This window comes from Clostridia bacterium, assembly GCA_034926675.1.
In the GTDB taxonomy this organism is placed as follows: domain Bacteria; phylum Bacillota; class DTU025; order DTU025; family DTU025; genus JAYFQW01.
This window is the reverse complement of sequence record JAYFQW010000069.1, coordinates 1-12,993: the sequence shown is the minus strand read 5'-3', so window position 1 is coordinate 12,993 and position 12,993 is coordinate 1. Positions and strand designations below refer to the sequence as shown.

12 protein-coding genes are annotated in these 12,993 nt (G+C 61.1%); 7 read left to right on the top strand and 5 right to left on the bottom strand.

What is annotated here, in order from left to right:
- Positions 1 to 223: 223 nt before the first annotated feature.
- The 3 genes from VB144_13780 to VB144_13770 form a co-directional block, all read right to left on the bottom strand.
- A complete protein-coding gene (locus VB144_13780; GenBank protein MEA4884696.1) occupies positions 224 to 448 on the bottom strand; it encodes a DUF3006 domain-containing protein in 225 nt (74 codons plus the stop codon).
- Between the two features lie 6 nt (positions 449 to 454).
- Positions 455 to 1,636, bottom strand: coding sequence for an MBL fold metallo-hydrolase (locus tag VB144_13775; protein ID MEA4884695.1), 1,182 nt, complete (start codon positions 1,634 to 1,636; stop codon positions 455 to 457).
- A 121-nt stretch (positions 1,637 to 1,757) separates the two neighbouring features.
- On the bottom strand, positions 1,758 to 2,324 hold the full coding sequence (locus VB144_13770) for a GNAT family protein (GenBank protein MEA4884694.1): 567 nt from the start codon (positions 2,322 to 2,324) through the stop codon (positions 1,758 to 1,760).
- A gap of 273 nt (positions 2,325 to 2,597) precedes the next feature.
- On the opposite strand from VB144_13770, the gene VB144_13765 reads away from it, so the two are divergent.
- The 6 genes from VB144_13765 (at position 2,598) to VB144_13740 (ending at position 6,967) form a co-directional block, all read left to right on the top strand.
- Positions 2,598 to 3,551, top strand: a complete 954-nt coding sequence (locus VB144_13765; protein MEA4884693.1) for a D-alanyl-D-alanine carboxypeptidase family protein — start codon at positions 2,598 to 2,600, stop codon at positions 3,549 to 3,551.
- A 198-nt stretch (positions 3,552 to 3,749) separates the two neighbouring features.
- Positions 3,750 to 4,136: a L,D-transpeptidase gene (locus tag VB144_13760; GenBank protein MEA4884692.1), complete on the top strand. Its 387-nt coding sequence runs from the start codon at positions 3,750 to 3,752 to the stop codon at positions 4,134 to 4,136.
- A gap of 163 nt (positions 4,137 to 4,299) precedes the next feature.
- Positions 4,300 to 4,740 (top strand): PH domain-containing protein, encoded by a 441-nt coding sequence (locus tag VB144_13755; protein ID MEA4884691.1) that lies wholly within the window; start codon positions 4,300 to 4,302, stop codon positions 4,738 to 4,740.
- A gap of 35 nt (positions 4,741 to 4,775) precedes the next feature.
- Positions 4,776 to 4,955: a hypothetical protein gene (locus VB144_13750; GenBank protein MEA4884690.1), complete on the top strand. Its 180-nt coding sequence runs from the start codon at positions 4,776 to 4,778 to the stop codon at positions 4,953 to 4,955.
- 178 nt (positions 4,956 to 5,133) lie between these two features.
- The gene (gene mtnA, locus VB144_13745) at positions 5,134 to 6,258 is read left to right on the top strand and encodes an S-methyl-5-thioribose-1-phosphate isomerase (protein MEA4884689.1); all 1,125 of its coding nucleotides are present in this window, start codon (positions 5,134 to 5,136) and stop codon (positions 6,256 to 6,258) included.
- A 34-nt stretch (positions 6,259 to 6,292) separates the two neighbouring features.
- Entirely contained in the window at positions 6,293 to 6,967 is a 675-nt protein-coding gene (locus VB144_13740) for a class II aldolase/adducin family protein (protein MEA4884688.1), read from the top strand.
- A gap of 108 nt (positions 6,968 to 7,075) precedes the next feature.
- Here the strand turns inward: VB144_13740 and VB144_13735 are convergent, their stop codons facing one another.
- On the bottom strand, positions 7,076 to 8,437 hold the full coding sequence (locus tag VB144_13735) for an iron-containing alcohol dehydrogenase (protein ID MEA4884687.1): 1,362 nt from the start codon (positions 8,435 to 8,437) through the stop codon (positions 7,076 to 7,078).
- A gap of 148 nt (positions 8,438 to 8,585) precedes the next feature.
- Here VB144_13735 and VB144_13730 point away from each other — a divergent pair, with 148 nt between their 5' ends.
- Complete coding sequence (locus VB144_13730) at positions 8,586 to 10,241, top strand: putative manganese-dependent inorganic diphosphatase (protein ID MEA4884686.1); 1,656 nt, start codon at positions 8,586 to 8,588, stop codon at positions 10,239 to 10,241.
- Positions 10,242 to 10,257: 16 nt separating this feature from the next.
- On the opposite strand, the gene VB144_13725 is transcribed toward VB144_13730, so the two are convergent.
- Positions 10,258 to 11,511 (bottom strand): MFS transporter, encoded by a 1,254-nt coding sequence (locus VB144_13725; protein MEA4884685.1) that lies wholly within the window; start codon positions 11,509 to 11,511, stop codon positions 10,258 to 10,260.
- Between the last annotated feature and the right edge of the window lie 1,482 nt (positions 11,512 to 12,993).

The window sequence follows — 12,993 nt, the reverse complement described above, 5'->3', positions numbered from 1 at the left end:
TGGGACTCTGTGAAGGATGGGGCCAGATGCTCTGAGGCGTGCCTGTGGAGCTTTCCCTCCACCGATGGCGACGCAGCTCGCTGGGGACGCCACCCGGGCCATGAGAACCATGGCCCGGGGAGAGGCGGCTAACGCGGCCACAGGAGAACGCACTGAGCGCGGTCACACGTGCCCTTGACCATTGCAGGTGAGGCGGATTGCACTTCACAAGGGATGAAAGCGCTCATTGTGGACGGCCCTGTAGTCTATCGAGGAGGGACTGCACCCGTGCGGCGGCGTCATCGGTCTCGGACTGACTCTTCTCAATCCTTACCTCGAGAATGTCGCCCTCCCGGGCCTCGGGAGGCATAGCGGCAGCAGGCCACTGGATCGATAGGATCTCTTCCGGGCGGACCAAGAGCACTGCGAGATCGCCCTCTAGGCGGTCGAAGGTGAGAAGGAGTCTCACTGGCAATCACCTCGGATTGCATATTTCGCAGGGGCGGTAACCCATGTCTAGGGCCTCTTGCAGGTCGTTGAACGGCGCCTCGTTCGCCGGGTTCATCTTGGCCACAGAAGGACACGAGGCGCGGTGGACCACCATGGTGTTTCGGTTTCCGATGAACCGGTGCAGAGGATCCGGGCATACTGTCAATCCCATGCCTCCCTGCCTCAGCACAGCGCCGGGAAGGCCCGGATAGGCAGACCACACTTCCCCATCGGTGACCACTGTCCATCCGTCCCCATCGTCGGTTCTGCCCACGACGCACCCGAGAGCGACGAGGCGATCGACGACGTGGACAGCGGGATGGCCGAAGCTGTTCTTGCCTACCGATATCACCGCCAGCTTGGGCTGAACCTGCTTCAGCAGGTCAGGGGATGTTGAGCCTCCACTTCCGTGATGCGCCACCTTAAGAACAGTGGCCTGCGGAAGGCTCCTGGCATGCACAAGCACTGATTCCACACGGGCGGATATGTCGCCGGTGAACAAGGCTGAGAACCCGCCGTAGGAAAGGCGAAGGACCACAGATGCATCGTTCAGATCGTCCCATAGAGGCGTCTCCGGCCAGAGCACTGCGATTGTGGCGGGACCAAGCTGGAACTCGCTCCCCGCGCGGGCGATTTTGAACGCAATCCCACGGTCAAGGATCTTCTGTAGGTAAGCCTCGTAGGTATTGGACGTGTGCACTTTTCCTGAGTCAAGAACCTGGTCTATGCGGATCCTCGGGACCTTGTCGAGGACAGCCAAAAGGCCGCCTATGTGATCGGAGTGAGGGTGAGTGCTAACCAGTACGTCAAGATGGTCTATTCCGAGTAGCTCAAGTGCACTCAGCAGCTTCTCTGATGACTCCGGCGGTCCGCCGTCGATGAGCATGCTGTGGCCATCTGATGTGGACACGATTATCGCATCGCCCTGCCCTACGCCAACGAAAGCGATTGTGACGGAGGTCGTGGCTGGGGGCGTGGTGAGCGTGGTGGACGATGCGGTCGGCGTCGGCTTGCTCCCTGGTTGTGTGGCTTGGACTGCCACGGGTTCGGTGCTGGCTGAAGGCGCGCCCGATGCCATGATGCGCGCCATGATCGCGGGGACGAGCAGCGCAATCACTCCAAAGACAAGCAGAAGGCGCCGGCGACGTCTGATGATCTGCGTTAGCAAGGCCTTCACGCTCCCGTCCGATCCGACTTCACTTATTAATATTCGCGCAGTTCCTGCAGTACTCCTGCGAGACCTCCGCCGATGCGATACGCGCAGCTAGGCGCTTTGGCGCTCGGAGCCTTCAGGCTGTATGGCAACTTGCTGAGCCTGCCGCGAACTCGCTCTCCGTGATACCCATGATGATCTCGGACCAATAGCGGCCGTCATAGTACCGCTGATCCCGGATGCGGCCCTCCTCGATGAACCCGCAGCTTCTGTAGCAGCGCTGACCGCGCTCATTGTACTCGAACACGCGGAGGTTCACCTTGTGCATGTTGAGGAATCCGAAGGCGAAGCCAAGCGTCAGCCGGATGGCCTCGTGACCCAAACCCTGTCCGAGCAGGTCCTCACGGCCGATTACGATCCCCAGTTCGCAGCTGCGATTCCTGGAATCAATGGCGTGAAGGCCAACTGATCCGACGTACTCGAGAGAGGGGTCGCCCTTCAAGGAGATGACGAAAACCCCCTCCCTGGGCGCCCCGGCTTTGTGCAACTGCCGGTCGAGGAACGCGCGGCTCTCTTCGCGAGTCTGGGGAAACACCTGGAATCCCAGATTCTTCGTGATGTTTTCATTGTTCACCCAGGCATGAATGGCGCCAAGATCCTCCTCGCGGAACTCCCGCAGCACTACCCTTTCTCCACACAACAACACCCTCACTCCTCTCGGCCTATTGAGGGAGATCATAACATCAGGCCGTCGCCACGGCAAGCGTCCCTGAACAGCTTTGGCGCCCCATTGATGGGACGTGGGCGGATTCCGATGAGGGTGAATGACAGCATCGGTTGACTACGTGAAAAGTCCGTGGTAGTATCGACTACAGTTGTAGACGATGCGCCGATCTAGATGGCATGCTGGGTAGCGCGGGAATGCGTGGCTTGTGATGGCTCACTCACGCTGTTCGGCTAAGGGAGACTTGGTGTGATGCAGGCAGTCAAGAGAACGCATGTCGGGGCGGCGCCGTGGGGTGTCGCAGCATTGGTTGTTGTCGTCGTCCTGATCGCCATCATCATGGCGGGCCGAACCAGAACAATGGATACGAATCCCGCTGCACTGGCATCCCAGCTGAGTGCCACGTCCGCTCTGCTGATCGAGGCGGATTCCGGCCGGGTGCTATTTGCCAAGAACGCCGACAGGCGGCTTCCGCCAGCCAGCCTGACCAAGCTTATGACGGTGCTTCTGGCTATGGAGGCAGTGGACGACGGGCGGGCGAAACTTGTGGACCGGGTCGTCGTGAGCCGACGGGCTGCGTCGACGGGGGGATCTCGGGTGTGGATCGATGCAGGTGAAAGGTTCACATTGGAGCAGCTGCTGGAGTCTGCAATGATCGCCTCGGCGAACGATTCCGCTGTCGCGGTCGCCGAACACCTCGCAGGCAGCGAAGAGGCCTTCGTTCGCCGAATGTCCCGCCGCGCGCAGAAGCTCGGCATGGATGGGACCGTATTCGTCAATGCGACCGGGCTTCCCCAGGATGCTGCATCACGTGAGGGATACACGACTGCGAGGGACATGGCCTGCCTGGCTCGGGAGGTGCTGCGGCACCCTGCCGTCCTCGAATGGAGCAGGGTCCAGAGCAAGGTATTCCGGACCCACCCTGCCTTCGTAATGAGCAATACCAACCAGCTAGTAGGATCGTACAGAGGGTGCGACGGGCTCAAGACAGGTCATACTGATACTGCAGGGTATCACCTCGTGGCGACTGCGAGGTCAGGAGGCGTGCGGCTGATATGCGTGGTGATGCAGGCGCAGAGCAGGGAGAGTGCTGCGTCTCAGGCTGCGCGTCTCCTCGACTACGGTTACCGGATCGTCGGCGCTGCTGCTGACGTTAAGGTATTGCCGGACCGGGCGTCGGCCGGCGACTTGGAACGCGTCATCTGAGCTTGCCGTGGTGTGGGCTGTGTGCGCACTGCTTCCGCTTGCTTCGCAGACGCCATCCTGGTTCATTGCGCACAGCACCAGTGCTCCGGAACAGACGTATGATGGACGTGCAGAACCGAAGATGAGCTGCATAGCTGGCGGACGGTCGAGCTGTGGAGCCGTTGGAGGTCAGCCAATGCTCGGAGCGGAGGTTGAGCAATGAAAGAGGACATCTGGGTCGACGTGGACCAGTCCGCCCAGACCCTTACAGTCATGAGCGGAGAGCAGGTCGTGAGGAGGATGACTATATCATCGGGCAAGGATGGGACGCCGACTCCAAGTGGGGTTTTCCACGTTCAGAACAGAGGAGAGTGGTTCTTCAACTCCCGGTATGGGCAGGGAGCAAGGTACTGGGTGTCCTTTCTCGGCTGGGGCGCCTACCTGATTCACAGTGTCACGTGTGACGCGAATCAGCAGGTGATCGCGGAGGAGGCGGATCTCCTCGGAAGCAAGGCATCTCACGGGTGTATTCGAATGGCCATGGAGGACGCTCGCTGGTTCTACGAGACCATCCCAGAGGGGGCGCTGCTGGAGATACACGACTAGCGAACGCGCCTCGGTCCACCTGCTGGCGCGCACTATGGAAGGAGAGGTCCCATAATCTGCACGGACGTGAGATTGCGGGCGCAGAAGGAGGATGATACAGTGCTCGTAGAATCGTTTGGATTAGGGCTTGGGTTTGGAGCAAGCCTGCGAGGGGGATAATGCCATGCTTAGCTGCCCGAAATGCGGCGCTGGCAGCGACAACCAGGCGAGGTTCTGTAGTGCGTGCGGCGCTCGCCTAGGCGGTGAGGAATCGCCGCGCACCTCCACTGAAGGTGTTCTATGGGAGGGGAAGCCTCACCTCAAGGAGATAGGGACTAACACTAGATACGTTTTGACCACGCAGCGACTGCTGGTCACGTCTGGGCTGCTCGCCAGAAGGGAGGAGCAGATCGATCTGGCGCGTGTGAAAGACATCAGGCTTACGCAGGGTTTTTCCGATCGAATGCTTGGAATTGGCCAGATAGAGCTGTTATCCACCGATCCATCGACTCCGGAGTTCCGCCTCATTGGTGTGAGTGATCCCCGCCGGGTTCGGGATCTGATATGGGAAGCCGTGAATCGAAGGCGCAAGACGGTGGGTGTGAGCCCCCGCGAAATCCTGTAGCTCTGACAGCATCATGCCTCCTGCCGCGACGCCCGATGTACGGCCATGCAGCGGTGTTGCTGGGTGCGTTCGTAACGGTCGTCAACGTTGCGGCGATACGAGTAGTGATGGGTTCCGAGTTCATGCTGGAGCTCATGCGCATGATGGAGTCGATGCCGCCCGCTCTGAGAGGGATAGTGGGCAAGGAGGGTCTGCTCTCGCTGAGCGCTGGCTGAGCTTGATCTTCAACCTTGCCGTGCTGACACTCGTGTGGCGCCTGGCGCTCGCCGTGATCTCTCTGGCCCTATTCGCAGTTGCGGTGGTCCTGTTCGAGCGCAAGCAGGTTTCCATGTAGAGGATAGAACCGTGTGGTTCCACGGGCTTGTCATGCGAGCTGGGGGGAGAGAAGAGGTCATGACTGAGTGGGCAGTTCAACTTGAGCCAGTGGCGAAGAAGATTCGCCAAACTCGCCTCATCCCGATTTCATGGGATGAGCGGGAGCATGCGGTCCGTCTGATCGATCAGACCCTTCTACCGACGGAACTCAAGTACATCACTGTCCGCACCATGAACGAGATGTGCGAGGCCATCGCCATGCTTCGAGTTCGTGGGGCGCCTGCGATCGGGATAGCTGGCGCCTTCGGTGTGTACCTGGGCATGGCCTGCCGAGCATTCGCGTCTGATGAGGAATGCCTGGATGCCCTCGAAGAAGTGTGCGCTGACATTGTGCAGGTCCGTCCTACTGCCGTTAACCTTCCCTGGGCCGTGAACCGCATGAAACAGGCGGCTAGGCTTGGCGTGGACGATGCGCACGCGCGGGGAGAGTCAGCAGACCCGAGCGCCCTCTTTGAGATCATCCTTGCGGAGGCCAAGGCCATGATCGAGGAGGACAACCGGGCATGCCGGGCAATGGGGGAATATGGCGCAGCACTGATTCCCGATGGGGCATCGGTGCTCACCCACTGTAACGCCGGGGCGCTGGCCACCGCAGGGTGGGGGACTGCCCTTGCTGCACTGTATGTTGCGCAGGAACAGGGCAAGTCGGTTCGAGTTTGGGCAGATGAGACGCGCCCTCTGCTCCAGGGTTCTCGCCTAACCGCCTATGAACTCTCAGAGGCCGGGATTGATGTGACTGTTATATGCGACAACATGGCTGCGTCCCTCATGGCCCGGGGCGATGTGGACCTGATCATCGTGGGCGCAGACAGGGTCGCTGCGAACGGCGATGTGTGCAACAAGATCGGCACGTACGGGCTGGCATGCCTGGCCAGGATGCACGGTGTGCCGTTCTTCGTGGCCTGTCCAGTCAGTACGCTGGATCTTTCCCTCGCGAGCGGCGATGAGATTCCAATAGAGCAGAGAGACGCATGCGAGGTCTCGCACGGTTTCGGACGTCAGACTGCTCCCGATGGGGTGCGGGTGTACAACCCCGCGTTTGACGTCACTCCGAACGCACTGATCACAGCGATCATCACCGAGCGGGGCACAGTGAGGCCCCCGTATGGGCGGGAGCTTGCCGCGATTTCGAGTGGGGAGTAGCTCGATGTGGAAACGAATGGAGGAGATTCGCGCAATGTCGCCACTGGACTCGGAGATGTCGATGCGCTCCGATCAGATGCGCTCCGACCTGATCGCACTTGGGCAGAAGATGCTCGCCTCGGGACTAGTGACAGGCACATGGGGCAATGTCAGCTGCCGCCTGGACGATGATCACATGTTGATCACGCCGAGCGGCATGGATTACGACACCCTGACCCATGAGGATATCTGCCTGGTTGAGCTGGCTTCCTCCAAGGCATTGGGGATGAGGACGCCATCGGTGGAGAGTCGGCTGCACAGGGAGATCTACCTGCAAAGGCCAGCTATCGGATGGATCATACACAGCCATTCCAGATTCGCCTGCACGGTGGCATCGGCACGCAAACCCATACCGGCGATACTTGATGATCTGGCCCAGCTCGTTGGGGGCCCTGTGCCGATCGCTCCTTACGCCCTCCCGGGAACACAGGAGTTGGTGGATTCCTGTGCCTCGGCGCTGGGTGCATCGAACGCAGTGCTCCTGGCGAACCATGGCGCAGTATGCCTCGGCCGCACCGCCAAGGAGGCCTTCACGACCTGCGAGATAGTTGAGAAGGGTGCATTCGCGTACCTTCTCTCCCAGCTCATCGGAGGCGCTGTCCCCCTTTCCGACGAGCACGTTGCCACGATGCGCGATTTCTTCGTCAACAAGTACGGGCAGAGGTCGTAGACCCCACGCCAGAGGCGGGGGTCTGCAAGAGCCTTGCTGTGAGGTCTAGCTGTATCGCATTGCGCGCGGAAACGCGAGGTGCGCTGCAAATGACTGTGTTGAGGATGACTATGAAGTGAGAACCCCCACGTCCCCAGACATCGCGGCTGCAAACGTGGCTTGAACGGCGCTCAGAATCTCAGCCCTCTCTGCGTTGCTGCGCCATGGCCTCGCGGAGGTGTTGGAGGCGCTCCAAGGCCCGACGCGAGGCCGGGCGGTTCCAGCGTCCGCATACAAGGCTTCGTCATCCGATCTCTGCAGCCAGCCCGTTACGGCCTCCATAGCTCCGGCGATGCCCAGCCAGCTGAACCCGGGCACGCTGGGAAGGGAGGTCGGATAGCCCGATCCTATCATGAACCTGAGCATGCCTCCTGCCACGGCCGCGCCGAGTTTGCGGCCGCTCAGGCCGTCCATGTCCTTCTGGATGTAGCCCGCGCGCTGGTAGATTTCGCCTATGGCACGCACTCTGCGCTCTGCCCTGTTGACGAATGCGCCAACGAGGTATGGAGCGATGATGGCAGATGCCCGCATGTGCCCTGGGATCTGCGCGAGGGCGAGCCATATTGCCTGTGCGGCAGGCAGCCCCTCGTGTTTGGAGATGGCCAGAAGCCCAGCCAGGTCAGTCGCAATCGCCATGGCCTCCCTGGCCTCATCGCCCTCTTGGTCTGCGAGAACTCTGGGGAGGTTCTGGAGGGTAAGCTCGATCACGAGACCAGCTCCGTCCAGCGCTTCCGCTGAGTGATCATCACTTGCGCATAGGGCCGCATGTATGCCTCGGAACACTCCGTAGAAAGCTCCGTCCAGCACGACGCCTCTTGGCGCAGTCCGGGTCACCGTGGAATCGAACACAGCCCGCACAGGTGTGACCGCACTGCCGGAGATGAGTCGAACAGAACGGCCGTTGGTATTCGCCACCCAGGCGAGGTTCGTCAGGTGCGATGCCGAGCCTGCGGCTGTCTGGATCGCCACCAGGGGAATGGGCGGTCGCCCCTCTGACGGTAAGCCTGCATTCGACTGCTGCTTCATTCGCTGGTCCCCGACGGCTTGGATGTTTGCGGCCTTCGCGCCGTCGATTATGCTTCCGCCTCCGATCGCCACAATGCAATCCGGCCTCAGCCCACGTATGAGCGACGCAATCCGCGATACGTCCTCACTCGGTGTTCCCGGTCGTGCGCCTCTGAATACCTGCCCTCCGGCGATAATCACCCGACTACTGCGTAGTGATCCGAGGGCTGACCGTAGTGTCGGCGCGTTCCAGCGGGATTGGCTTGCGATCACGAGCGCGCGCTGCCCTTCCGCTGCGACCTGTGCTCCTGCTGAGCTGTTCACGCGCGGGCCGAAGGAGTAGCGATCTCCTCGAGCCTGAGCAACTAGTTCGCTTGCACGCGCTTGGAGTTCTGTGGCTGATGGATCACGCGTTCCTCTTGGCATGGGGATCACCTTCCATGTGTGCTTGCCTTCTCTGTATATGCGAGGCCGTTCCGAGGAGTTCACGGCACGCAGGTCCGGTCGGAGTCTGGACTTCACTGCTATGGCAGAGTAGAATGGCGACATAGCAGGCTGCGGAGATGATTGTGCGGTGTCAACTGGAACTGTGGCTGGAAAACGCATCTATGTGGTGGGCCATCGCAACCCCGACTGCGACTCGGTGGTCTCCGCGATTGCGTACGCCCATGTGAAGAATGAGCAGGCGGGAGATTCGACAGCCATACCGACAAGGATTGGGTCGGTGAACCACGAGACTGCATTCGTGCTCAACGAGTTTGGCTTCGAGCCGCCGCTGTTCCTTCCAAATGCGTATGCGCAGGTGAAGGACGTGATCTTTGACGCGCCTATGGCCGTGAGGCAGGGAACTACCCTGCTTGAGGTCTGGAGCGCGATGCAGGAGAAGAGGACCGCCACATCATGTGTCGTTGATGAGGATGGCAGACTCGCAGGTGTGGTCACGATTGGCGATGTGGCCAGGGCAGAGCTGAATGGATCCATAGCCAGATCTCGCTATCTGCTGCCGGTCATCAATATCGCCCAGACGCTAAGCGGGCGGATTCTGGTGGAGGGTCCGACACAGTGCGGGGGAAACGTAGTGGTTGGCGACGGCAGGTTTCGCGATCTCGTCGAGGCGATAGCCGCAGGGGATCTGCTGATCGTGGGCAACAGGGAGGATGTTCAGGCGGCGGCGCTGGAGTGTGGCGTGTCAGCAGCAATCATCACTGGTGGGGCGATGGCGTCGGAGCACATCCTCTGGCTGGCGCGGGATAGGGGAGCGGCTGTCATATCCACACCATACGATACTTTCACCTGCCTGCGCCTTCTCTGGCAGGCAGTCCCCATCGATCAGGTTATGACGCGCGATGCCCTCAGATCTTTCGGCCAGGATGATCTGGTCCTGGAAGTCAAGGAAGAGATGCGGACACATCCATACAAACTCTACCCGGTGATGGATGAACATGGTCGGCCTGCAGGGCTCCTTGGAAGGAATCACCTCATCGACCCGCCACGCAAACAATTCATTCTGGTGGATCACAACGAGAGGAGCCAATCGATCGATGGGCTTGAGCATGCCCAGGTGCTGGAGGTTATCGATCACCACAGGATTGGGACTATTGAGACCGACCAGCCCATCCTTTTTGTGAACCGACCTTGGGGATCCACGGCCACTATCGTGAGCAGTGTTGCGCGGCAGCAGTCGGCGGCGCTTCGCCCGGAGCTCGCCGGGCTGATGTGCTCTGCCATCATCTCCGACACCCTCGCGTTCAAATCGCCTACATCTACCCGGCATGACCTGGAAGAGGCGCAGATACTCGCTGGCATCGCGGGCATCGACTTGGGGAGCCTGTCCCTCAGGATCCTCGAGGCGAAATGCAATGTGGATGACGCGAATCCGGATGAGATTCTCCGTTCGGATTTCAAGGAATTCACCGTGAGCAAATCGAAGGTGGGAATAGGGCAGGCGACGACATACGGAGGGTTCACCGACTCGCTCAAAGGAGAGCTGATTCGGGTGATGCGCCACCTGCTGGAGGACGCCGGTTATGGCCTTGTAGCCTTGATGCTTACCGATGTGGTGAGTGAGGGCTCAGAGATGCTATGGGTTGCCAGGGATCTAGGACTGGTGGAGCGGGCCTTCGGTGTTGCGGCGGGGACATCCTCGTTCTTCCTCGCCGGGGTTGTCTCCCGCAAGCAGCAGGTCGTCCCGGAGGTCATGCGCGCGATCCGCGAGGGGGAGCGAGCGTAGCTTCTGAGGGGGCGAATCAGTCGACCTCACGCCGCGCCGTCGTGCGAGTTCCAACGTACGCTCGCACTGCCGCGCCAGCGCTCAAGGCGGCGGCGCCCGCCCCCATGAATCCGCGTTTCAGGCCGACCAGATCTCCGCACCAGCCCACGGCCGGGAATATCCCCATCATCATCACGCTGAAGGCCATGCTTGCGGCGGACATGACCGTCGCACGGAGGTGCGACGGGGACATGAGGTTGATTGCATTGCTGAAGAGAGGATACATTGCCTCGCTGCACACTATCACTGTGATGAACAGGCCTGCTCGAATCGCCTGCCCCGATAGCCCACTTCTATCCGGCATCATGCCGGCGGCGATGACCAGGAGTGCGGTAATCCCGCTCCCAGCCCACAAGGGGCGCCAGTCTCCAGGCCACCGTTCCAGCTTGTATGCAAGGCTAGACGGGATGACGGCAAGGAGGTCAGCTGCTGTCTTGATCGCCCCTATCATGGCAACTGGGATGAGAGCGTCGGAGAGATAACTCTGGCTGTAGAAGCGAAAGGTCGTAGAGAGCACTGATGGAATGGCCCACAGCGCTATTAGCCCTGCGAGGCTTCGATTGCTCAGAATGTGCTTGAGTTCACGGAGATCCCGAATCGGGCTGAGATGCTGCGGGGAGCCGACTTCGGCGCCATCCGCGACGGTTTGCGCGAATGGGCGCTCCCGGAGGAAGCACAGCACACACAGGGCGACTAGGTCCACTGCGATGGAGAACAGGTAGAGAAGACGGAAACTGCGCCGGGCCGCGAATCCGCCTACCAGGGCAGCCACGGAGCTTCCTCCGAGGAAGAGCGCGTTGGCCACGCCCATCACTCGTGTGAAGTCGTCCTGCCTTCCATCCTGCTTGAGTTCATCGTACACCAGCGCGTCGTAGGCGCCGGAGTGGCACGTGTAACTGAGCGCGGACAGTACGAAAGCCAGGATCAGGTGTGAGGTCCCGTCGGCCGCTAGGATGAGCGAGGCGCTTGCGACGGACAGGACCCGTCCAAGAACCAGACTCGCCTTGCGCCCGACTCGGTCCGCCATCCAGCCCGATGGCGCCTCTCCTGCGAGAGACGCGATGTGGAAGACCGTCTCCAGAAGGCCGATGGCCGCAAATGACATTCCTCGTGAGCGGAGGTACACCACCCAGAACGCCTCTGGGAAACGCATGGCGAACAGAAGCATATATGCATTTGAGAGCGGAATGCTGGCAGCGTAACGCCGTTTGGGGCAGCCTCGAATGCGCATTGTAGGACAGCCCTCCAGGTGATCTCAGGCTGCAAGCTGCAAGCCCACCTTTCACTAGCCTACCACATGTTTCCGGTGATGGCACGCGCCAGTTCAGATGCTGGTGTGTGTGGAGATCGTGGCTCTCAGGACTCAGGAGCTGCTATTCTTGCCCTTGGCGGGCTCCGGCCGCCCGCCTGCGCTCGCCCCCGCGCCTGCCCCTGCACCTGCACCCGCGCCTGGCCCCGCCGCCCGCGGCGGGCACAACGCACGTAGCTGCACATGAAGGAAAGGCGGCGCGGGTGCGCCGCCTACCTCATGTGCTCTTGTGCTTGTCCGGGTGAGCAGTCGCGGGGGGCGGGCCGGGATTCTCAATTTTGAGTGGAACGACGGGTGTAGATTCTCATCCGTGAGGATTTTCCGGCGGTTCGCGCTCAAAAATGAGAAAGTCCGCCCGGACCTATGAGGCACGCCGCCGAGGCGCGACTGAATGCGGCCAGTGGGTCGGCGGCAGGTTCTCGGTGTGACGATTCCCGCGGCGGGCACAACGCACGTAGCTGGACATAAAGGAAAGGCGGCGCGGGTGCGCCGCCTACCTCATGTGCTCTTGTGCTTGTCCGGGTGAGCAGTCGCGGGGGGCGGGGCCGGGATTCTCAATTCTGAGTGGAACGACGGGTGTAGATTCTCATCCGTGAGGATTATCCGGCGGCTCGCGCTCAAAAATGAGAAAGTCCGCCAGGACCTATGAGGCATGCCGCCGAGGCGCGACTGAATGCGGCCAGTGGATCGGCGGCAGGTTCCCGGTGCGCCGATACCCGCGGCGGGCACAACGCACGTAGCTGCACATAAAGGAAAGGCGGCGAGGGTGCGCCACCTACCTCATGTGCTCTTGTGCTTGTCCGGGGGAGCAGTCGCGCGGGGGGCGGGGCCGGGATTCTCAATTTTGAGTGGAACGACGGGTGTAGATTCTCATCCGTGAGGATTATCCGGCGGCTCGCGCTCAAAAATGAGAAAGTCCGCCCGGACCCATGAGGCACGCCGCCGAGGCGCGACTGAACGCGGCCAGTGGCTCGGCGGCAGGTTCTTGGTGCGACGATGCCCGAGGCGGGCACAACGCACGTAGCTGCACATAAGGGAAAGGCGGCGCGGATGCGCCGCCTACCTCGTATGCTTCGGCGCTTGTTCGGGCGTGCAGTCACGGGCGGCGGGGCCGGGATTCTCAATTTTGAGTGGAACGACGGGTGTAGATTCTCATCCGTGAGGGTTTTCCAGCGGCTCGCGCTCAAAAATGAGAAAGTCCGCCCGGACCCATGAGGCATGCCGCCGAGGCGCGACTGAATGCCGCCAGTGGATCGGCGGCAGGTTCCCGGTGTGACGATGCCCGCGGCGGGCACAACGCACGTAGCTGCACATGAAGGAAAGGCGGCGCGGGTGCGCCGCCTACCTCATGTGCTCTTGTGCTTGTCCGGGGGAGCAGTCGCGCGGGGGGCGGGGCCGGGATTC